The sequence below is a fragment of the Pseudomonas sp. A-1 genome (assembly GCF_004801855.1).
Classification (GTDB): Bacteria; Pseudomonadota; Gammaproteobacteria; order Pseudomonadales; family Pseudomonadaceae; genus Geopseudomonas.
The window spans coordinates 17400-37188 of the sequence record NZ_SSTC01000022.1 but is presented as its reverse complement, the minus strand read 5'-3'; the positions used below and the strand labels follow the sequence as shown (position 1 = coordinate 37188).

The 19789-nt window shown below is 70.7% G+C and carries 19 protein-coding genes and 1 pseudogene; 9 read left to right on the top strand and 11 right to left on the bottom strand.

From position 1 onward, the window contains the following. Nucleotides 1-33: 33 nt before the first annotated feature. Nucleotides 34-372, top strand: coding sequence for a YggL family protein (locus E5198_RS07005; protein WP_136489288.1), 339 nt, complete (start codon nucleotides 34-36; stop codon nucleotides 370-372). A gap of 58 nt (nucleotides 373-430) precedes the next feature. On the opposite strand, the gene E5198_RS07000 is transcribed toward E5198_RS07005, so the two are convergent. Together E5198_RS07000 and E5198_RS06995 are read right to left on the bottom strand one after the other, a co-directional pair. Further along, a complete protein-coding gene (locus tag E5198_RS07000; protein ID WP_136489287.1) occupies nucleotides 431-1762 on the bottom strand; it encodes a deoxyguanosinetriphosphate triphosphohydrolase in 1332 nt (443 codons plus the stop codon). A gap of 84 nt (nucleotides 1763-1846) precedes the next feature. After that, nucleotides 1847-3004 (bottom strand): annotated as a pseudogene (locus E5198_RS06995) (EAL domain-containing protein); the annotation flags it as partial. 525 nt (nucleotides 3005-3529) lie between these two features. On the opposite strand from E5198_RS06995, the gene E5198_RS06990 reads away from it, so the two are divergent. Further along, complete coding sequence (locus E5198_RS06990; protein WP_136489285.1) at nucleotides 3530-4738, top strand: ammonium transporter; 1209 nt, start codon at nucleotides 3530-3532, stop codon at nucleotides 4736-4738. 58 nt (nucleotides 4739-4796) lie between these two features. Here the strand turns inward: E5198_RS06990 and E5198_RS06985 are convergent, their stop codons facing one another. Further along, entirely contained in the window at nucleotides 4797-6758 is a 1962-nt protein-coding gene (locus tag E5198_RS06985; protein WP_136489284.1) for a monovalent cation:proton antiporter family protein, read from the bottom strand. A gap of 129 nt (nucleotides 6759-6887) precedes the next feature. On the opposite strand from E5198_RS06985, the gene E5198_RS06980 reads away from it, so the two are divergent. Further along, on the top strand, nucleotides 6888-7139 hold the full coding sequence (locus E5198_RS06980; protein ID WP_136489283.1) for a glutaredoxin family protein: 252 nt from the start codon (nucleotides 6888-6890) through the stop codon (nucleotides 7137-7139). 69 nt (nucleotides 7140-7208) lie between these two features. On the opposite strand, the gene grxD is transcribed toward E5198_RS06980, so the two are convergent. The 8 genes from grxD to nifL all read right to left on the bottom strand — a co-directional run bounded on the left by grxD (nucleotide 7209) and on the right by nifL (nucleotide 14257). Next, nucleotides 7209-7526 carry a Grx4 family monothiol glutaredoxin gene (gene grxD / locus E5198_RS06975; protein ID WP_136489282.1) on the bottom strand — a complete coding sequence of 106 codons (318 nt, stop codon included), beginning with the start codon at nucleotides 7524-7526 and terminating at the stop codon, nucleotides 7209-7211. 11 nt (nucleotides 7527-7537) lie between these two features. Beyond that, a complete protein-coding gene (locus tag E5198_RS06970; protein WP_136489281.1) occupies nucleotides 7538-7900 on the bottom strand; it encodes a rhodanese-like domain-containing protein in 363 nt (120 codons plus the stop codon). Beyond that, nucleotides 7897-8472 (bottom strand): nitrogen fixation protein NifQ, encoded by a 576-nt coding sequence (locus tag E5198_RS06965; RefSeq protein ID WP_136489280.1) that lies wholly within the window; start codon nucleotides 8470-8472, stop codon nucleotides 7897-7899. The genes E5198_RS06970 and E5198_RS06965 overlap by 4 nt, the downstream gene beginning before the upstream one ends. After that, nucleotides 8469-8915: an ArsC/Spx/MgsR family protein gene (locus E5198_RS06960; protein ID WP_136489279.1), complete on the bottom strand. Its 447-nt coding sequence runs from the start codon at nucleotides 8913-8915 to the stop codon at nucleotides 8469-8471. The genes E5198_RS06965 and E5198_RS06960 overlap by 4 nt, the downstream gene beginning before the upstream one ends. Nucleotides 8916-8925: 10 nt before the next feature. Beyond that, on the bottom strand, nucleotides 8926-9204 hold the full coding sequence (locus E5198_RS06955; protein WP_136489278.1) for a 4Fe-4S binding protein: 279 nt from the start codon (nucleotides 9202-9204) through the stop codon (nucleotides 8926-8928). Nucleotides 9205-9229: 25 nt separating this feature from the next. After that, nucleotides 9230-10738 (bottom strand): nitrogenase cofactor biosynthesis protein NifB, encoded by a 1509-nt coding sequence (gene nifB, locus E5198_RS06950; protein WP_136489277.1) that lies wholly within the window; start codon nucleotides 10736-10738, stop codon nucleotides 9230-9232. Nucleotides 10739-11109: 371 nt separating this feature from the next. Next, nucleotides 11110-12678: a nif-specific transcriptional activator NifA gene (gene nifA / locus E5198_RS06945; RefSeq protein ID WP_136489276.1), complete on the bottom strand. Its 1569-nt coding sequence runs from the start codon at nucleotides 12676-12678 to the stop codon at nucleotides 11110-11112. Between the two features lie 19 nt (nucleotides 12679-12697). Continuing rightward, the gene (gene nifL, locus E5198_RS06940; protein WP_136489275.1) at nucleotides 12698-14257 is read right to left on the bottom strand and encodes a nitrogen fixation negative regulator NifL; all 1560 of its coding nucleotides are present in this window, start codon (nucleotides 14255-14257) and stop codon (nucleotides 12698-12700) included. A 412-nt stretch (nucleotides 14258-14669) separates the two neighbouring features. Here nifL and rsxA point away from each other — a divergent pair, with 412 nt between their 5' ends. Genes rsxA through E5198_RS06910 form a run of 6 tightly spaced genes read left to right on the top strand, consistent with a single transcriptional unit; the run spans nucleotide 14670 to nucleotide 19767 of the window. Further along, nucleotides 14670-15242 (top strand): electron transport complex subunit RsxA, encoded by a 573-nt coding sequence (gene rsxA, locus E5198_RS06935; protein WP_136489274.1) that lies wholly within the window; start codon nucleotides 14670-14672, stop codon nucleotides 15240-15242. Nucleotides 15243-15277: 35 nt separating this feature from the next. After that, on the top strand, nucleotides 15278-15802 hold the full coding sequence (locus E5198_RS06930; protein WP_136489273.1) for an RnfABCDGE type electron transport complex subunit B: 525 nt from the start codon (nucleotides 15278-15280) through the stop codon (nucleotides 15800-15802). A 20-nt stretch (nucleotides 15803-15822) separates the two neighbouring features. Continuing rightward, nucleotides 15823-17289 (top strand): electron transport complex subunit RsxC, encoded by a 1467-nt coding sequence (gene rsxC, locus E5198_RS06925; RefSeq protein ID WP_136489272.1) that lies wholly within the window; start codon nucleotides 15823-15825, stop codon nucleotides 17287-17289. Next, on the top strand, nucleotides 17286-18377 hold the full coding sequence (locus tag E5198_RS06920; protein ID WP_136489271.1) for an RnfABCDGE type electron transport complex subunit D: 1092 nt from the start codon (nucleotides 17286-17288) through the stop codon (nucleotides 18375-18377). Before rsxC ends, E5198_RS06920 begins: the two co-directional genes overlap by 4 nt. A gap of 2 nt (nucleotides 18378-18379) precedes the next feature. Then, complete coding sequence (rsxG, locus tag E5198_RS06915; RefSeq protein ID WP_136489270.1) at nucleotides 18380-19057, top strand: electron transport complex subunit RsxG; 678 nt, start codon at nucleotides 18380-18382, stop codon at nucleotides 19055-19057. Beyond that, entirely contained in the window at nucleotides 19054-19767 is a 714-nt protein-coding gene (locus E5198_RS06910; protein WP_136489269.1) for an electron transport complex subunit E, read from the top strand. The genes rsxG and E5198_RS06910 overlap by 4 nt, the downstream gene beginning before the upstream one ends. The last annotated feature ends 22 nt before the right edge of the window (nucleotides 19768-19789 follow it).

The following is a 19789-nucleotide window of genomic DNA, read 5'->3' as shown; positions in this document are numbered from 1 at the left end:
AGTGCCGCACCCCATACGTTCGAGGATGCATCCATGGCTACCAATCGTTCCCGCCGCCTGCGCAAGAAGCTCTGTGTCGACGAGTTCCAGGAACTCGGCTTCGAGCTGATCCTCAACTACCGCGAGGATCTCGAGGGCGAAGCCGCCGAGGCCTTCCTCGGGCAGTTCCTCGACCAGGCCATCGAGGCCAACGGCCTGATCTTCATCGGCTGCGACGAGTTCGGCATGGTCTGCCTGAACAAGCGCGGCTCTGTCAGCGCCGAACAGCGCGCTGCCGTCGAGGCCTGGCTGCAGGGCCGCGGTGAGCTGGAAAGCTTCAAGATCGGCGAGCTGGCCGATGCCTGGTACCCGGAGAAGGCCATCAACGCCTGATCACCGCGTTTCCCCGCAAAAGCCCCGCGCCACGCCCGTGCCGCGGGGCTTTTGCGTTTCAGACCGGGCTGGAGCGGCCGGTCATCTCGCGGGCCATCTCGGTGGCGTAGCTGTCGGTCATCCCGGCGATGAAGTCGATCACCCGCAGGTAGGCCTGGTACAGCGGGCGGTGCGGATCGGGCGCGTTGTTGCCGAGCAGGTCGAGGATGCGCCGGTTCTTGAACGACGGCGTGCGCCCGCCGTGCTGCTCCAGCACCGCGCCGCAGAAGGCATTGAGGAGGATCTCCAGGGTGGTGTAGGCGCCGATCTCGTGCAGGGTCTTGCGCTTGTCCTGGAAGATCTTCTGCCGCGCCAGCGCCTTGGCGCGCAGCACGCACTGCTTGGCCGGCCCGTGCATGTGCTCGACCAGGTCGCCCTCCAGGCTGCCGGCGAGCAGGGCGTCGTGCTGGGCGACGAAGGCCCGCGCCGCGGCATTGGTCAGGTGCTCGATGGCCTTGCCGCGCAGGATCGCCAGCTTGCGCCGGCGCGAATCCCTGGGGCCGAGCTGGCGGTAGGTTTCCGGCAGGTCGTCGCCGACCAGATCGAGCAGCAGCGCCTCGACCTCGGGATAGTCGAGCAGGTCCATCTCCAGGCCGTCCTCGAGGTCGATCAGGCCGTAGCAGATGTCGTCGGCCGCCTCCATCAGGTAGACCAGCGGGTGGCGCGCCCAGCGCTCGGGCTCGAGCTGTGGCAGCTGCAGCTTGCGGGCGATCTGCTCGAGCAGCGGCAGCTCGCTCTGGTAGCAGCCGAACTTGTGTTTCTTGTAGCCCTGGGCGTCGGCGTGGCGGGCGCTCCACGGGTACTTCAGGTAGGTGCCGAGGGTGGCGTAGGTCAGCCGGGTGCCGCCGTCGAACTGGTGGTACTCCAGCTGGGTCAGCACCCGCAGGCCCTGGGCGTTGCCCTCGAAGCCGAGGAAGTCGGCGCGCTCGGCTTGGCTCAGGGCGTCCAGCCAGCCGCGCTCGTCGGCGAGCTGGAACCAGTGGCGGATGGCGTCCTCGCCGGAGTGGCCGAACGGCGGGTTGCCGATGTCGTGGGCCAGGCAGGCCGACTGCACGATCACCCCCAGGTCACCGGGGTCGCACCAGATCGGCAGGGCGTCGCGCAGCATCTCGCCGACGCGCATGCCCAGCGAGCGGCCGACGCAGGCCACCTCCAGGCTGTGGGTCAGGCGGGTGTGGATGTGATCGTTGCTGGAGACCGGGTGCACCTGGGTCTTGCGCCCGAGGCGGCGGAAGGCGCCGGAGAAGATGATGCGGTCGTGGTCCTTGTGGAAGGCGCTGCGGCCGAGCTCCTCGGAGCTCTGCACGGGTTTGCCCAGACGTTCGCGGGTAAGCAGGGTGTGCCAGTCCAAGGGGAGTCCTCAGCAGTCGCAAAGGCTCCAGCTTGCGGCTTGCGGCAGTGGCCGGCAAGCCCCGCCGGGGTAGCGGGGGGAGGCCAGGGCGCCGGCGTCGATGTCGACCAGCAGCAGGCGGCGACCCTGGTCGATGCAGCGGCCGGCGGTCAGGCAGTACTGGTTGCTGGTGGCGTCGCGGTAGGTCGGTGACAGGGTCAGGCGCTGTTCGTCGAGGCCCTCGGCCAGCAACTGGTGGAACCAGGGGCGCCACGACCAGTTGTGGCGCAGGTAGACGGGTTCCTCGTGCCAGGCGTCGCCGCGCCACTCGCAGTTGGGAGTGATCTGTTCGCCGCTGCGGTCGCACTGGTAGATGCGCAGCAGCCAGGGATGCCCGGGTGCCGGCAGGGCGGCCGCCGGCCCCCGCTGCTCCGCCCAGGGGCGCAGGTGCTCCAGCAGCTCGCCGAGCTGGCGGCGCAGCTCGATCAGCCGCGCGCGCTCGGCCAGCTTGATCTGCACGTAGTGGTCGCGCACCTCGGCGAAGCGTGCGGCGAAGGCGTCGGCGGCGAAGAAGCCGGGCTTGCCGGCGGCGAACAGGAAGCCCTGCACGTAGCGGGCGCCGCACTCGAGGGCGAAGTGCAGCTCGTCCTCGGTCTCCACCCCCTCGGCGATGATCCGGCAGCCGGTCTTCTCGGCCATCTGCGCCAGCGCCTTGACCAGCTCGCAGCCGGGGCCGCCGCGGGCGGCGTCCTGGAACAGGCGCATGTCCAGCTTGAGGATGTCCGGCTGCAGGGCCAGCACCCGGTCGAGCTGCGAATAGCCGGCGCCGAAGTCGTCCACGGCGATGCGCGCGCCGGCCTGGCGGTACTGGCGCACGGCCTGCAGCAGGCAGGGGATGTCGCCGTCCAGCTCGGTGATCTCGAAGACGATGCGTCGCGGGTCGATGTGGTGGCGCTCCAGCTGGCACAGGCTGGGCAGCGCCTGGCCGGGGCTCAGGCAACTGATCCAGCGCGGCGAGATGTTCAGGCTGAGGAACCAGTCCGCCGGCGCGTGGCGCAGCTGGTCGAGGGCGTGCTCGCGCACCTGGCGGTCGAGCCGCAGCAGGTCGGCCTGGTCACTGGCCGGGTCGGCGAACAGCGCGCCGGCCGAGTGCAGCTGGCCGTCGGCGTCGCGCAGGCGGGCGAGTGCCTCGACGCCGGCGATCAGGCCGGTGGCGGTATCGACGAAGGGTTGGAACACGGCGAAGGGTTGGCCGGCGAACACGTCAGGCTCCAGCAGTGCCCGCAGGGGCGGTGGGCGGCTGTCTAGCAAGAATGCGGCCAGGTTTGCGCATGCACCGTGCTGGAGCATGGTCGTGCGCGGGCGTGCGGCGCCGCGGCGCAGCCCTGCACAGCCACGGGGCGGTGGCGGGCTATGCTGGTCGAGGCAGGGGCAGGGCCGGGTGCGTCCGGCGTCGCCGGCCGCCTTGGCGTGCACGCTTTTGCAGCAGTGCTGCCTGTGGCTGGTGCGCGACGGCATGGCTCTTGCTTGGCTCAGCGGCGTGTGCGTCTGCGCCTGCCCGTTGGCGGATCTGGCGCGAAGGTCGACAGGACGTTGCCACACACGTCCAAGCCACTGATTCATAACAAGAAGCTACCCCGATCGCGGCACCAGGGCGGATTTTGCCCAAGGGTGTGGCGATCAAGACAAGCGGTTCGCAAGGTGGTGCACGCCTGTCCGTGGTGCGCCGATGGTCATCAGTGACCCGCTTTGGTGCTTCCCTGCCTACCGGAGGAGCGCGTCGCGCCGATGGAAAATCTTGATACTGCCGTAGCGAGCCTGGTCCATGGCTCCAACACCCTGTTCATCCTGCTCGGCGCGGTCATGGTGCTGGCCATGCACGCCGGTTTCGCCTTCCTCGAGGTCGGCACCGTGCGGCAGAAGAACCAGGTCAACGCCCTGTCGAAGATCCTCGCCGACTTCGCCGTGTCCTGCCTGGCCTACTTCTTCGTCGGCTACTGGCTGGCCTACGGAGTGAGCTTCCTCGAGCCGGCCGGCGCGCTGACCGCCGAGAACGGCTACGCGCTGGTGAAGTTCTTCTTCCTGCTGACCTTCGCCGCGGCGATCCCGGCGATCATCTCCGGCGGCATCGCCGAGCGCTCCCGCTTCGGCCCGCAGCTGTGCGCCACGGCGCTGATCGTCGCCGTGGTCTACCCGTTCTTCGAGGGGCTGATCTGGAACGGCAACCTCGGCCTGCAGGCCTGGCTCACCGAGCGCTTCGGCGCCGCCTTCCACGACTTCGCCGGCTCGGTGGTGGTGCACGCGGTCGGCGGCTGGCTGGCGCTGGCGGCGGTGCTGCTGCTCGGCCACCGCAACGGCCGCTATCGCGACGGCCGGCTGGTGGCCTTCGCGCCCTCGAACATCCCGTTCCTCGCCCTCGGCTCGTGGATCCTCATCGTCGGCTGGTTCGGCTTCAACGTGATGAGCGCGCAGACCCTGCAGGGGGTCAGCGGCCTGGTGGCGGTCAACTCGCTGCTGGCCATGGTCGGCGGTACCCTGGCGGCGCTGCTGGTCGGCCGCAACGATCCCGGCTTCCTGCACAACGGCCCGCTGGCCGGCCTGGTGGCGGTGTGCGCCGGCTCCGACCTGATGCACCCGATCGGCGCGCTGATCACCGGCGGCGTGGCCGGCGCGCTGTTCGTCTGGGCCTTCACCGCCACCCAGAACCGCTGGAAGATCGACGACGTGCTCGGCGTCTGGCCGCTGCACGGCCTGTGCGGCATCTGGGGCGGCATCGCCTGCGGCATCTTCGGCCAGAGCGCGCTGGGCGGCCTCGGCGGGGTCAGCCTGGCCAGCCAACTGATCGGCTCGCTGCTCGGCATCGTGGTGGCGCTGGGCGGCGGCTTCGCGGTGTACGGCCTGCTCAAGGCCAGCCTGGGCATCCGCCTGAGCGCCGAGGAGGAGTACTACGGCGCCGACCTGTCGATCCACAAGATCGGCGCCACCAACCACGAATAGCCCCTCCCCAGAAACGCAGAAGCCCGCTTTCGAGCGGGCTTCTGCGTTTGCGGGCCGGCTACTGGGTGCCGGCCAGCAGGCGCGCCTCGGCGCGCTCGATGCACTCCAGCGGGCCGGCGAGCAGCAGCGCGTCGCCTTCGCGCAGCGGCAGGTTGCCGCTCAGCTCCAGCTCGTCGCCGTCGCGGCGCACGCCCTGCAGTTCCACGCCCAGCCCGCTCAGCTTCAGCTCGGCCAGGCTGCGGCCGCAGGCGTAGGCGTCCTGGCTGAGGTTGACCGCGTGCAGCAGCACGCGCGGGCGGCCCTGCTGGTCGAGCAGGTTGGCGCTGGCGCCGTGGTAGAAGCCGTGCAGCAGGTGGTAGCGATCGCGGCGCACCTCGTCCATGTGCGCCTGCACCCGGCGCTCGGGCAGGCCGAGCATGACCAGCGCGTGGGAGGCGAGCATCAGGCTCGACTCCAGCACCTCCGGCACCACCTCGCTGGCGCCGGCCTCCAGCAGGCTGGCCAGGAAGCTGTCGTCGCGGGTGCGCACCAGGATCGGCAGCTCGGCCGACAGCGCCCGCGCCGCCTTGACCGTGGCCAGGGCGTGCTGGGGGTTGTCGGCGGCCACCACCAGCAGGCGTGCGCGGCTCAGGCCGAGGGCCTCCAGCAGCTCGCCGCGGCGCGCGTCGCCGAAGTGCACGTGGTGCTCGCCGGCCGCCGCCTCCTGCACGCGGATCGGATCGTTGTCGAGGGCGACGAAGGGGATGCCCTCGCGGCGCAGGAAGCGGCCGATCGACTGGCCGACCCGGCCGAAGCCGCAGATCAGCACGTGGCCCTCGTGCTCGGCGCAGGCGCCGGCGATGTCCTCGGCGCGCGCCTCGGCATCCGGCTGCCGGCCGAGGCGGGCGGCCAGCTGCGGCGCCGCGCGCAGCAGCAGCGGAGTGACCGCCATCGAGCAGAAGGTGGCGGCGAGGATCAGCCCGCCCAGTTCGCCGTCGACCAGCCTGGCCTGCTGCGCCTGGGCGACCAGGGCGAAGCAGAACTCGCCGCCCTGGGCCAGCGCCAGGCCGCTGCGCCAGGCGCTCTCGTTGCTGCCGCCGCGCAGGCGCACCAGCAGGGCGACCAGCGCGCCCTTGAGCGCCAGCAGCAGCACGGTCATGGCGAGGATCACCAGGCCGTGGCTGGCGAACAGGCCGACGTCGATCAGCATGCCGACGCTGACGAAGAACAGGCCGAGCAGCACGTCGCGGAACGGGCGGATGTCGGCCTCGATCTGGTGGCGGTAGTGGCTCTCGCCGAGCAGCATGCCGGCGAGGAAGGCGCCGAGGGCCATGGACAGGCCGAGCAGGTGGGTCAGCCAGGCGGTGAGCAGCACGATGACCAGCGCCAGCAGCACGAACAGCTCGGCGGCGTTGGCCTGTGCCACCTCGTGGAACAGCCGCGGCAGCAGCCAGCGGCTGGCCACCAGCAGGCCGCCGAACAGCAGCGCGGCCTTGCCCAGGGTGATCGGCAGCGCCCAGTACCAGGCCTGCTCGCTGCCGCCGGCGACCACCGGGATCATGGTCAGCAGCAGCACCGCGACCAGGTCCTGGAACAGCAGCACGCCGATGGCGTTCTGGCCGTGGTCGCTGAACACCTCGCCCATGCTGCTCAGTTCCTTGGTGACGATGGCGGTGGAGGACAGCGCCAGGCCGCCGCCGAGCAGCAGCGCAGCCGGCAGGGCCAGGCCGGCCAGGTGCAGCAGGCCGGCCAGCGGCAGGGTGCAGGCGAGCACCTGCAGGCTGCCGAGGCCGAACACCACGCGGCGCAGCGCCAGCATGCGCGGCAGGGAGAACTCCAGGCCCAGGCTGAACAGCAGGAACACCACGCCGAACTCGGCCAGCAGCGGCATGTCCTCGTGGTGCTGCAGCCAGCCCAGGCTGCCGGGGCCGAGCGCCAGGCCGACGCTCATGTAGGCCAGCAGCGGCGGCAGCTTGAGGTGGCGGAACAGGGCGATGACCAGCAGCGAGGCGGCCAGGATGATCAGCAGGTTGACGAACAACGGCAGTGCTCCATGCGAAAGGACCGGCAGGATGAGGCAGGATGCCCGCGCCCGGGTGTCGGCGGCGGGCGACGGGGCGGGTAGCGCAAATGCTAAACTGCCGCCGGTCTGTTCACCATGAGAGATGTCATGCTGCCCGCCTGCCAACTGTTCGGAACCCTCGGCTGCCACCTGTGCGAACTGGCCGAGGAGGTGCTGATGCCCTTCGCCGCCGCGGGCGTGTCGATCGAGCTGGTGGACATCGCCGAGCGCGAGGAGTGGGTCGAGGCCTACGGGGTGCGCATCCCGGTGCTGCGCCGGCTGGACAGCGGCGCCGAGCTGGGATGGCCGTTCGCTGCGCCGCAGGTGGCGGCGTTCCTCGGCCTGGCCGAGGCGCAGTAGCCAGCAAGGCAGCGCCGCCGCACAGGCGCCCGGGGGGTGACGCCAGCGCGACGACGCCGGTACAACCCGTCAGACCCCGGCGAGCAGCGCCTGCAGGCTGCCGTCGGCCTCCATGCCGAGGATGATGTCGCAGCCGCCGACCAGCTCGCCGTTGACGAACAGCTGCGGATAGGTCGGCCACTGCGAGATCTTCGGCAGCTTCTCGCGGATGTGCGGGGCGGTCAGCACGTTGACGAAGGCGAACGGCTTGCCGAGCTTGTGCAGCGCGCCCACCGCGGCGCGCGAGAAGCCGCACTCGGGGGCCTCCGGCGTGCCCTTCATGTAGAGGATCACCGGGTTGGCGGCGATCTGCTGGCGGATGCGTGCTTCGGTGTCGAGAACCTGCATGGCCGGCCTCCTCAGCCGCGCCCGGCGACGCGCTGTTCGGCGACGCGCCGTTCGGCGCGGGCCGGCTGGCGCGGGCGTGCCTGCCAGGCGGCGTAGCCGCCGTCGAGGCTGTAGCAGTGGGCGAAGCCGTAGTCGCGGAAGAACTCGACCATCTCCTGGCTGGCGCGCGCCTCGTCGCCGCAGACGATCAGCTGCACCTGGCGCGGGGTGTGGCGCACCAGGGTACGCAGGGTCATGTCGCTGAGGTGGATGGCGCGCGGGTCGTGGCCCTGGCAGTAGGCGCGGGCATCGCGCATGTCCAGCAGCATGACGTTGTCCGCCCCGCTGAGCAGGGTCTCGGCCTGTTCGGCGCTGATGCGTTGGCAGTGGCTCATGACTCTTCTCCGAAACAGTCGTGATAGGTGGGGCAGGCTTGGCAACTGGGCGAGCGGCACACGTAGGCGCCGTCCTGCTCGCACAGCTGGCGGTAGAAGAACTTCTTCCAGCGCATGTTGTGGACGTTGCGCGCGGCCAGCCGCGGGAAGTTGTATTCGAGCAGCGCGCGCAGCTCGTCGCGCGAGGCGAGGCCCAGATCGCGCCACAGGTGGTCGCCGCCCAGGCAGGCGGCGGCGACCACTGCGGCGACCACCGCCTCGCCCGCGCGCCCGGCGCGGCCGGCGATCAGCAGGTCGCGCAGCTCCCGCCACTCGTCGCGGCGCAGCTCCAGCAGCTCGGCGCGCAGCGCGTCGCGCTCCGCGGCCTGCGGCGGAGCGCCAAGATACTGCCCGGCGCGCTCGGAAAAGCAGGCCTGGATCAAGGCCGCGTGGGTTTGCGGGTCGAGGCCGAGATGCAGCGGCAGGCAGCTGCGTCCGGCGCGCTGGGCGGTGAGGATGCGCTGCAGCCAGTCCAGGTTGGGATCGCGTTCCACGCACTCTGCAGGGAGGCGGGCGAGGGCGGCGTGGCTCATGGCTGCGGCTCCTGCGGCGCGTGGCAGCTGGAGGTTGCCTCGGCGCCGTGCACGCAGCCGTCGAGCGGCGCGCTCGGCTCGGCCAGCCGGTGTCCGGCCGGCAGCAGCGCGTTGAGCGCCGCCACGTCGAAGCCGGCCAGATGGTGCTCGCCGAGGCGGATCAGCGGGCGGCGGATCAGGATCGGGCGCTCCAGCAGCAGCGCCAGCGCCGCCGCGGCATCCAGCCGCTCGGGATCGACCTCTCCCGACTTCACCGCCGGCGCCGCGCGGTTGAACCAGTCTGCCACCGGTCGCCCGGCGAGGAACGGCGCGAGCGTCTCGGCGCGCCACGGCTCGCCCAGCAGGTCGCGCACCTCCAGTTCCAGCCCTGCCGCGCGCAGCAGGCGCTGCTGCCGGGCGTTGCCGCCGCAGCCGGGTTTTTCGTAGAAGATCAGGGCACCCATGCCGGCCTCCTCAGCGCGCCTGGATTTCGCGCATGGCCTCGAGCAGGCGCTCCGGCGGGATGCCGGTCAGCGAGCCCGGCGGGTTGGCCGGGCTGCCGTCGGCGAGCAGGATCGCCCCCTCGATCGGGCAGATGCTGGCGCACTGCGGGTCGGCGAAGTCGCCGTCGCACTCGGTGCACTTGTGCGCGTTGATCCTGAAGTGCTGGCTGCCCTGGTAGATCGCCTCGCTCGGGCAGACGTCGACGCACGCCCAGCAGTTGACACAGGATTCCTCGATTTTCAGCGCCATCGGGCACCTCCTCGCATGGTGGGTTTCAGGCCTTGGCGCGCAGCGGCGCGGCGTCGGCGTCCAGCCGGCCGGCGGCGATCATTTCCTGGTAGACCGCCAGCACCGCTTCCTCGATCGGCTCCATGGCGTGCTCGCCGTTGGGCTGGATGCCGGCGGCCTCCAGCTGGCCCCACGGCTCGTAGCCGATCTTCGAGCAGAGCACCGCCTCGCAGCCCCTGAGCGCGCGGATGCTGCCGTTCAGCGCCGACTCCTTGTCGCCGCAGCTGTCGTCGCCGACGCAGTACTGGTCGACCTTGCGGTGGCCGATGAAGCGCACGCCCTTGCCGGAGGCCTCGTAGATCAGGAACTCGCTGGCATGGCCGTAGTGCTGGTTGACCAGGCCGCCGCCGCTGGTGGCCACCGCCATCAGCACCGGGCGGTAGTGGCGGGCCGGGGCGCTTTCCTGCGGTACGCCGAGGCCGGCCAGGCGCGCCTTCTTCGCCGCCTTGTCGTCCAGCTCCTCCTTGATCGCCGCGTGGATCGCGGCGCGCCTGACCATGGCTGCCGCGTAGTCGATGTCCATCGACTCGATCTTCTCCAGGGTGAACTCGTCGCCGCGGTCCTCGCCGAGCAGGCCGACCGCGTCGGCGCGGCACTGGCGGCAGTGGCGCATCATGTTCATGTCGCCGGCGCAGGCGTCCTGCAGGTCCTGCAGTTCTTCCGGCTCGGGGCTGCGCTGGCCCATCACGCCGTAGAAGGTGCCGTGCTCGGCCTCGGCGATCAGCGGCATGACGTTGTGCAGGAAGGCGCCCTTGGCCTTGACGATGCGGCTGACCTCCTTGAGGTGCTCGTCGTTGACCCCGGGGATCAGCACCGAGTTGACCTTCACCAGGATGCCGCGCGCCACCAGCATCTCCAGGCCCTTCTGCTGCTGCTCGATAAGGATCTTCGCCGCCTTGCGGCCGCGGATGCGCTGGTTGTTCCAGTAGATCCACGGATAGATCTTGGCGCCGACCGCCGGGTCGACGCAGTTGATGGTGATGGTCACGTGGTCGATGTTATGGCGGGCCAGCTCGTCGACGCAGTCGGGCAGGGCCAGGCCGTTGGTGGACACGCACAGCTTGATGTCCGGGGCCTGCTCGGAAAGCATGCGGAAGGTCTCGAAGGTGCGCTGCGGGTTGGCCAGCGGGTCGCCGGGGCCGGCGATGCCGAGCACGGTCATCTGCGGGATGGTGGCGGCCACCGCCTTGACCTTCTTCACCGCCTGCAACGGGTCGAGCAGCTCGGAGACCACGCCGGGGCGCGACTCGTTGGCGCAGTCGTACTTGCGGTTGCAGTAGTGGCACTGGATGTTGCAGGCCGGCGCCACCGCCACGTGCATGCGCGCGAAGTAGTGGTGGGCCTCTTCCGAGTAGCAGGGGTGGTTGTGCACCTTGGCGCGGATGTGCTCCGGCAGGTGGGACAGCTGGTCGTCGGTGCTGCCGCAGGAGCCGGAGGAACAGCCACCGGCACCGTGCTGCCCCGTATCGTTCTGCCCAAGTACGCTCAGTTCCATGGTCGGTCTCCGGAGGAAAGAGGGAGTCGCCAGTAGCCGAGCAAAGCCCGTGCCGGTTACCTATCTCATTGTTTATCAAGGATTTTTATGTGGATGGTCGGGTGGTTTGTCGGGCTGCCGACAGGGGCGCGGGCGGGGCTTTGTCGGATAGGCGACAAGTGGCGGGCACCGTACAAGGGCGCGGAGCGCCCGGAGCCGGGTTCCCACGCGGAGCATGGGAACCATCGACACACGCGCCAGCCGCCGATCGCTCCCACGCTCCGGCGTGGGAGCGCCGCCCGGGACGCGCCGCGTCCCCGTGCCGTGGCGACAGGGGAGAAATGACCAGGCCCACGCAGAGGCGTGGGCCTGGTGGTTGGCCGCGGGAGAGATCAGATCTTGCGCATGTGGATGTTGAGGGTCTGGATGCGGTAGGCGATCTGCCGCGGGGTCATGCCCAGCAGGCGCGCGGCCTTGGCCTGCACCCAGCCGGCCTGCTCGAGGGCGGCGATCACCCGCTCGCGGTCGTCCAGCGAGGCGTCGGCCAGGTTGACCTCCGGCAGCGGCGCCAGCGGCACGCTGTCGTGGTCGAGGCCGCCGAGCGACACCACGTCGCGGCTGATGGTGCCGTCCTCGCTCATGATCGCCGAGCGCTCCAGGCAGTTCTCCAGCTCGCGCACGTTGCCCGGCCAGCGGTGGCTCATCAAGAGGCGGATGGCGCTGTCGGTGATGCTCAGCTTGCGGCCCTGCAGGCGGCCGATCTTGGCGAGGAGGAATTCGGCCAGCTCGGGGATGTCGGCGCTGCGCTCGCGCAGCGGCGGGATGCGGATGGCCATCACGTTGAGGCGGTAGTAGAGATCCTCGCGGAACTTGCCCTTCTCCACCTCGGCCTCCAGGTCGCGGTTGGTGGCGGCGACGATGCGCACGTTGACCTTCACCGTCTGGTTGCCGCCGACCCGCTCGAACTCGCCCTCCTGCAGCACGCGCAGCAGCTTGGCCTGGAACATCGGCGAGATCTCGCCGATCTCGTCGAGGAACAGGGTGCCGCCGTCGGCCTGCTCGAAGCGCCCCTTGCGCTGCTTGACCGCGCCGGTGAAGGCGCCCTTCTCGTGGCCGAACAGCTCCGACTCGAGCAGGGTCTCCGGCAGCGCCGCGCAGTTCAGGCGCACGAACGGCTGGTGGGCGCGTGGCGAGTTGTAGTGGATGGCACTGGAGATCACCTCCTTGCCGGTGCCCGACTCGCCGAGCACCAGCACCGTGCTGTCCCACTTGCCGACCCGGCGCACCTGGTCGAACACCCGGCGCATCGCCGGGGTGTTGCCCACCACCATGTTCTCGAAGCCGTACTTGCCGCGCACCTCGCGGCGCAGCTCGTCGCGCTCGTCGGCCAGCTCGCGGCTGTCCTCGAGGTTGACCACCAGGCGCACGGTCTGCGCCAGCAGGTTGGCGACTATCTCCATGAAGCGCGCGCGGTCGGGCAGCAGTTCGTCGGCGCGGCCCTCCGGCTGGGCGGCCAGCACGCCGATGGTGTTGCCCTCGTGGGTCTTGATCGGCACCGCGATGAACGGCAGCTCGAGATCGTAGAGCGCCAGGCGGTCGAGAAAGCGCGGCTCGGACGAGATGCGCCCGAGCACCACGCTGTTGCCGTGCTTGAGCACGTTGCCGATCACCCCCTCGCCGATGCGGTAGCGCACGTTCTCGCAGGCGCTGACCACCGCCTGCGAGTCGCTGTGGATGGCGCCGACCTGCAGGGCGCCGTGCTGCGGGTCGCTGATCGACACCAGGCCGTGCAGCAGGCCGAGGTGGTCGTGTAGCACGGCGAGGACCTGGGCGAGGATGTCCTCGATCTGCTGCACCCGGCTGAGGGTGCGGGAAATGCGCGCCAGGGCCTGCAACTGCTTGTCGTACAGGTCGGCACGCGAGGTGGTGCCGGGACGCTGGGCGAGCTGGATACTGCTCATCGGCCTGCTCTCCTTGGATTCAACCGGCGGCGCTGAAGGGCAGTTCGACCACCACCCGGCAACCGTCGCGATAAGTGGTGTCGATGTGCACGGTGCCGGCGTGTTCGCTGACGATCTCCTGCACCATGGCCAAGCCCATGCCGTGGCCGGCGGCGTGCGGCGGCTTGGTGCTGAAGAACGGTTCGAACACCTTGAGCGCCAGCTCGGCGGGGATGCCCGGCCCGCTGTCGACGATCTCCAGGCGCACCACCTGCTGGTTCTCCACCCGGGTGCTGATGAACAGCTCGCGGCGGCTGACCTGGCTGTGGGCGACGGCCTCGATGGCGTTCATCACCAGCTGCTTGATCACGCTGCGCAGGCGGCTCTCGGCGCCCATCACCCAGGGCAGGCGCAGCGCCGGCTGCCAGTCGACGACGATGCCCTGGGCGAGCAGCTCGTCGGTGCACAGGCTGATCACCTCGCGGATCAGCTGGTTGACGTTGACCGGCATCTTCGCCTCGGCGCGGCGCACCGGCATGGCCCCGGACAGGCTGTCCAGCGCCTCCTGGCCGGCCATGCTGGCCTCGCGCATGGCACTGAGCACCGGGTCGTTGCCGGCCTGCTCGCCGAGGCGGCGCTCGAGCATGCGCAGCGCCGCGCTGATCAGGTTGACCGGGCCCTGCAGGCGGTGGATGGCGCCGCTGAAGGTCTCGCGCATGCCGTCGAGCAGCTCCTCTTCGGCCATCAGCGCCTTCAGCGCGTTGAGCCGCGAGTCCTGCTGCTTCTGGCGCAGCTCGGAGATGTCGTTGAGGGTCAGCAGCAGGTAGCGCTCGGCGCCGGGGGCGAAGAACACCTGGGCGCGCTCGTCCTCGACGTGGATGGCCATGCCGTGGCAGGACAGCCAGCGCGGCGCATGGCCGCCCAGGTCGAGGGGGATCTCCTTGCCGGAGAAGGCGCGGCCCTCGCCCTCCAGCGCCGCGAAGGGTACCGCGAGGTTCTCGCGCACCAGCGCCACCAGGCTGTCGCCGCTGCCGCCCTCGGTCAGCTCGCGGGCCAGGCGGGCGAAGCTGGGGTTGGACAGCACCACGCGGTTGTCGCGATCGAGCACCACCATGGCCGCTGGCGCCGCGCCGACCACCGCCTCGATCATCAGCCGCTGGTTGCTGACCCGCTGCTCCAGCTCGTGCAGGTCGCTGCTGTCGCGGTGCATGCCCAGGTAGTAGAGGGTCTCGCCGTGCTCGTCGAACACCGGCGCCACGGTCAGCTCGGCCAGGTACAGGCTGCCGTCCTTGCGCCGGTTGACCAGCACGCCGGACCACGGCTTCTTCTGCGCCAGACGGCTCCACAGCGCCTGGTAGACCAGCCGCGGGGTGGTGCCGTTGGACAGCATGGATTCGTTCTTGCCGATCACCTCCGCCAGCGCGTAGCCGGTGGTGGTGCTGAAGGCGCGGTTGGCATAGAGGATGTTGGCCTTGAGGTCGGTGATCGAGATGGCGATGGGGGCGTGCTCCGCCATCTGCCGGAATGCCTCGGGGAGCAGCTCGGCGCCGGCGGCTGGCGCCGGCACGTCGCTGCTGCGGGACGGTTTGCCCTGGGTCATGGGTTGAGCCTCATCAGTCCACGGGAGTGGCAGCGCCGCGCCGGTCGAGCGGGGCGCGGCGGACAAGGGGGTTTTGCAAAGGCCATGCCGCTGTCCGCACGGGCGCGGGAGTGGCGGAAGTGGCGGGGCAGAGCGGTTCGTCGCGCCGGCGACGGGCTTTTCTGTGGGAAAGCCCACGGATGGCGTCGCGATGGCGGCCGTTGTCTGTCGCAAAGCCGACAAGACCGGCGCCGGCGCCGCGGCGGCGGGCGGATCTGCGCGCGCTTCCCTTGATCTGGATCAGGTTTTCCGCGGCCTGCAGCGCCGCGCAGGGTGTCGCCCGAGCCATGGCACGCTTGCTGCAATTCCCCCCGGCAACGGGATGTGCCCGACAAGGGTGCAGCCCAGGGTTCAGCCGGGAGGGTGGGTCGCTATGGAATATGTGCTGTTTCTGATCGGCACCGTGCTGGTCAACAACGTGGTGCTGGCGCGTTTTCTCGGCCTGTGCCCGTTCATGGGGGTGTCCAGCAAGCTCGACCCGTCGATCGGCATGGGGGTGGCTACCACCCTGGTGATGACCCTCGGCGGCATCAGCAGCTGGCTGCTCGAGCACCACGTGCTGCAGCCGCTGGGCATCGGCTTCCTGCGCATCCTCGCCTACATCGTGGTGATCGCCGCCATGGTGCAGCTGATCGAGATGATCATCCGCAAGGTCAGCCCCTCGCTGTACCGCGCCCTCGGCATCTACCTGCCGCTGATCACCACCAACTGCGCGGTGCTCGGCGTGCCGCTGATCAGCGTGCGCGAGGGCCACAGCCTTGTGCAGGCCGGCCTGTTCGGCTTCGGCTCGGCGCTCGGCTTCACCCTGATCATGATCATCTTCGCCGGCCTGCGCGAGCGCCTGCAGCTCGCCAGCGTGCCGGCGGCGTTTTCCGGTCCGCCGATCGCCTTCGTCACCGCCGGCCTGCTGGCGCTGGCGTTCATGGGCTTCGGCGGGCTGATCTGAATGGCTGACCGGCAGGCGCCGGCGAGGAGAGCGAGATGCTGATGGCAACCCTGGCCCTGGCCACCATGGGTCTGATCCTGGGCGGCGGACTGGGCGTGGCGGCGCGCAGGTTCGCGGTCACCGACGAGAATCCGCTGATCAAGGAGATCGAGGCGCTGATGCCGGGCAGCCAGTGCGGCCAGTGCGGCTTTCCCGGCTGCTCGGCGGCCGCCAGCGCGCTGGTCGAGGGTAGCGCCGCGGTCACCTGCTGCCCGCCCGGCGGGGTGGCGCTGGCCGAGCAGCTCGCCGCGCTGCTCGGCGTGACCCTCGACGCCGGGCAGATGAGCGCGCCGCAGCTGGCGACCATCGACGCCGCGCAGTGCACCGGCTGCACCCGCTGCTACCGCGCCTGCCCGACCGACGCCATCGTCGGCGCCAGCGGGCAGATCCACGTGGTGCTGCAGGGCGCCTGCACCGGCTGCGCCCGCTGCCAGGACGCCTGCCCGGAAGGCTGCGTCGCCCTGGTCGCGCAGCCGCCGACCCTGGGCACCTGGCGCTGGGCCAAGCCCCGGGCCGCCTGATTCCTTCACGGAGCCTTCGCATGTTCAATCCCGCCCGCATCCGCGGTGGCGTCCACCCGGCCGCCCACAAGGACCGCTCCTCGGCGCTGACCATCGGCCGCGTGCCGCTGCCGCCGCGCCTGTACCTGCCGCTGCGCCAGCACGCCGGCGCCGAGGCTCTGCCGCTGGTCAGGGTCGGCGAGCGGGTGCTCAAGGGCCAACTGATCGCCAGCTCGCCCTCTGAGATGTCGGCGCCGATCCATGCGCCCAGCTCGGGGACCGTGGTCGAGATCGGCCCGATCCTCGCCCCGCATCCGTCCGGCCTCACCGTCAACGGCATCGTCCTCGACTGCGACGGCGAAGACCGCTGGATCGAGCTGGAGGTGCCGGCCAATCCCTTCGAGGAGAGCCCGCTGCTGCTCGCCGAGCGGGTGGCGCAGGCCGGCATCGTCGGCATGGGCGGGGCGATCTTCCCGGCGGCGGTCAAGCTCAGGCAGGGCACCCGCCACGAGATCAAGACCGTGCTGGTCAACGGCAGCGAGTGCGAGCCCTACCTGACCTGCGACGACCGCCTGATGCGCGAGCGCGCCGAGGCCATCGTCGACGGCGCGCGGCTGATCCAGCACATCCTGCGCGCCTACCGGGTGGTGATCGGCATCGAGGACAACAAGCCGGCGGCGCTGGCCGCCATGCGCGCGGCCAGCGAGCCCTACGGCGCCATCGAGGTCGAGGCGGTGCCGGCGCTGTACCCGATGGGCTCGGCCAAGCAGCTGATCCAGGCGGTCACCGGCCGCGAGGTGCCGGCCGATGCGCGCAGCACCTCGGTCGGCGCGCTGGTGCACAACGTCGGCACCGTCTACGCCATCCAGCAGGCGCTGCGCCACGGCCGGCCGCTGATCTCGCGGGTGGTCACCGTGGCCGGCAGCTGCGTGGGCAACCCGCGCAACCTGGAGACCCTGATCGGCACCCCGGCGCAGGCGCTGATCGACGCCTGCGGCGGCCTGGTCCGCGAGCCGGCGCGCCTGCTGCTCGGCGGGCCGATGATGGGGGTGACCCTGCCGTCGCTGCAGGCGCCGGTGATCAAGGGCGCCACCGGCCTGCTGGCGCTGGCGCCGCACGAGCTGCGCAGCGACGAGGCCTCGCCGTGCATCCGCTGCGCCAGCTGCGTGGACGCCTGCCCGATGGGCCTGCTGCCGGTGGAGATGGCCGCCCGCGCGCGGGTCGACGACCTCGACGGCGCCAGCGACTACGGCCTGCGCGACTGCATCCTCTGCGGCTGCTGCTCCTACGTGTGCCCCTCGCACATCCCGCTGGTGCAGTACTTCCAGTACGCCATGGGCCGCCAGGACGAGCGCCGCCAGGGCGCGCGCAAGACCGAGCACATCAGGCAGCTGACCGAGGCGCGCGCCGCGCGCCTGGCCGAGGAGGAGGCCGCCAGGGCCGCGGCCAAGGCGGCCAAGGCAGCCGCCAAAACAAAACCGGGCAAGACCAGCGAGGTGGAGTCATGAGCACCCCGAGCGCCATATCCGGGCCCTTCGCCCACGACCGCTCGTCGGTCAACCGCATCATGCTGCAGGTGTGCCTGGCGCTGCTGCCGGCCACCCTGTTCGGCCTGTACCTGTTCGGCTGGCCGGCGATCAACCTGTGGCTGCTGACCTGCGTCAGCGCGCTGGCCACCGAGGCGCTGTGCCTGCACTGGCTCGGCCAGCCGCTCAGGCGCCTGCTGGACGGCTCGGCGCTGCTCACCGGCTGGCTGCTGGCGCTGTCGCTGCCGCCGTGGGCGCCCTGGTGGATCGGCGTCGGCGGCGCGGCCTTCGCCATCGGCATCGGCAAGCAGCTGTACGGCGGCATCGGCCAGAACATCTTCAACCCGGCGATGCTCGCCCGCGTCGCCCTGCTGATCGCCTTCCCGCTGCAGATGACCAGCTGGACGCTGCCGGCGCCGCTGGGCTCGACGGCAGCGCCGGGCTTCGTCGAGGGGCTGGCGATCACCTTCGGCGGCGCCCTGCCCGACGGCATGAGCGGCGCCACCGCCCTCGGCAACCTGAAGACCGAACTGACCCTCGGGCGCAGCGCCGAGGCGATCCTCGCCGGCGACTTCGCGCTGGTCCCGGCGCTGCTCGGCAGCAGCGCCGGCAGCCTGGGCGAGACCTCCGAGCTGCTCCTGCTGCTCGGCGGCCTGTGGCTGCTCTTCCGCCGCGTCATCCACTGGGAGATCCCCCTGAGCATGCTGCTCGGCGTGCTGGTCCTGGCCGCCATCGCCCACCAGATCGACCCCGCGCGCTATCCCGGCGGCCTCTACCACCTGGCCAGCGGCGGGCTGCTGCTCGGCGCGTTGTTCATCGCCACCGACCCGGTGACCTCGCCGGTCAGCCGCAAGGGCCGGCTGATCTTCGGCGCCGGCTGCGGGGTGCTGGTCTACGTGATCCGCACCTGGGGCAGCTTCCCCGAGGCGGTGGCCTTCGCCGTGCTGTTCATGAACGCACTCAGCCCGCTGATCGACCGCTACTGGCGCCCGCGCGCCTACGGCCGCACGGCGGGCGGCAAGCCGCTGGCCATCGGCCGGCAAACCAGCCAGGTCAAGCAGGAGGGCTAGGCATGAGCGAGACCATTCCGATTCCGGCGGAGCCGGCAGCCACCCCGCCGTCGCTGCTCGCGCGCTGGCGCGGGCGCATCGAGTATCAGGGTCTGTCGCTGGCCGCGGTGTGCGCGCTGGTCGCCGTGCTGCTGCTGGTCGGCGACCGCCTGACCCACGGGCAGATCGCCGCCCAGCAGCTCGAGGACCGCCTGGCCGTGCTGCGCCAGGTGCTGCCGGCCGCGCTGTACGACAACAACCCCCTGCAGGATGCCTTCACCGTGCAGGACGCCGAGCTGGGTGCGGTCGAGGTCTACCCGGCGCGCCAGGACGGCCGGCTGACGGCGGTGGCCTTCCAGGTCAGCAACATCGGCTACGGCGGGCCGATCCTGCAGCTGATCGCCCTGGATGCCGAGGGCCGCATCCTCGGCGTACGCGTGCTGAGCCACAAGGAAACCCCGGGCCTGGCCGACAGGATCGAGGCCTCGCGCAGCGACTGGATCAGGGCCTTCGACGGCCTGTCGCTGGCCAGCACGCCGCTGGAGCAGTGGAAGGTGAAGAAGGACGGCGGCCGCTTCGACCAGTTCGCCGGCGCCACCATCACCCCGCGCGCGGTGGTCAGGAGCGTGCTGCAGGCCCTGCAGTTCCAGGTCCGCCAGGCCGAACGCCTGAGCGCCCGCCAACAGGAGAAGCGACCATGAGCAGCAGTTGCACAGCCGCCAGCGCGCCGGCCTCGGCCAGTCCCTGGAAGTACTTCACCAGCGCCCTGTGGGACTACAACGTCGCCCTGGTGCAGATGCTTGCCCTCTGCCCGGCGCTGGCGGTGACCACCACCGCCACCAACGGCTTGGGCATGGGCCTGGCCACCACCCTGGTGCTGATCTGCACCAACGCGATCATCTCGGCGCTGCGCCACACCATCGCCCCCGAGGTCCGCAACCCGGTGATGATCGCCATCATCGCCGGCGTGGTGACCCTGATCGACATGGCGATGAACGCCTGGATGCACGAGCTGTACAAGGTGCTCGGCCTGTTCATCGCCCTGATCGTCACCAACTGCGCGGTGCTCGGCCGCGCCGAGTCGTTCAGCCTCAAGCACCCGGTGATTCCCGCGATGCTCGACGGCGCCGGCATGGGCATCGGCTTCACCTGGGTGCTGGTGCTGATCGGCGGCATCCGCGAGATCCTCGGCAGCGGCACCCTGTTTTCCCAGGCCTCGTCGCTGCTGGGGCCGCACTTCCAGTGGCTGGAGATCACCGTGCTGCCCGGCTTCCAGGGCATCCTGCTGGCCATCCTGCCGCCCGGCGCCTTCATCGTCCTGGGCTTCCTGCTGGCCGCCAAGCGCGTGCTCGACCGCAGGCGCGCCGAGCGGCGCATCCGCTCCCACGGCGAGCTGATCGTCCTGCAATGAGCCCGGTACAGGAGTGAATGCC